This window comes from Streptomyces sp. 4F14 (genome assembly GCF_048159485.1).
In the GTDB taxonomy this organism is placed as follows: domain Bacteria; phylum Actinomycetota; class Actinomycetes; order Streptomycetales; family Streptomycetaceae; genus Streptomyces.
Genome location: NZ_JBLRVY010000407.1, coordinates 1 through 316, shown reverse-complemented (window position 1 = coordinate 316; position 316 = coordinate 1). Strand labels below are relative to the sequence as shown.

Sequence of the window (316 nt, the reverse complement as noted above, 5' to 3'; positions counted from 1 at the left end):
ATCGCGAGGATGAAGGCGACCACGGAGAGTTGGCGCCAGGGCAGCAGTCCGGTGTGCGGAGCGCCGCCCTCCTCCAGTGCCCACAGGCAGTAGCCGAGGACGGCGACCCCGGCCGCCAGCTGCCAGACGAAGCGCAGATAGCCGGTGGTGTACTCGGTGAGCAACGCGCGCGTGGCGCCCGCTTTCCCCGCCATCTGCACGGCCTCGGAGTACCGCTTGGCGGCGACCATGAAGAGCGCGCCGAAGCCGGTCGTGATGAGGAACCAGCGCGACAGCGGGATGCCGAGGGCGAGTCCGCCGATCATCGCCCGCATCA

The 316-nt window shown here is 69.9% G+C and carries 1 pseudogene; it reads right to left on the bottom strand.

Annotated elements, in window-relative coordinates:
* Positions 1 to 316, bottom strand: a pseudogene (locus ACLZOT_RS51330) (decaprenyl-phosphate phosphoribosyltransferase); the annotation flags it as partial.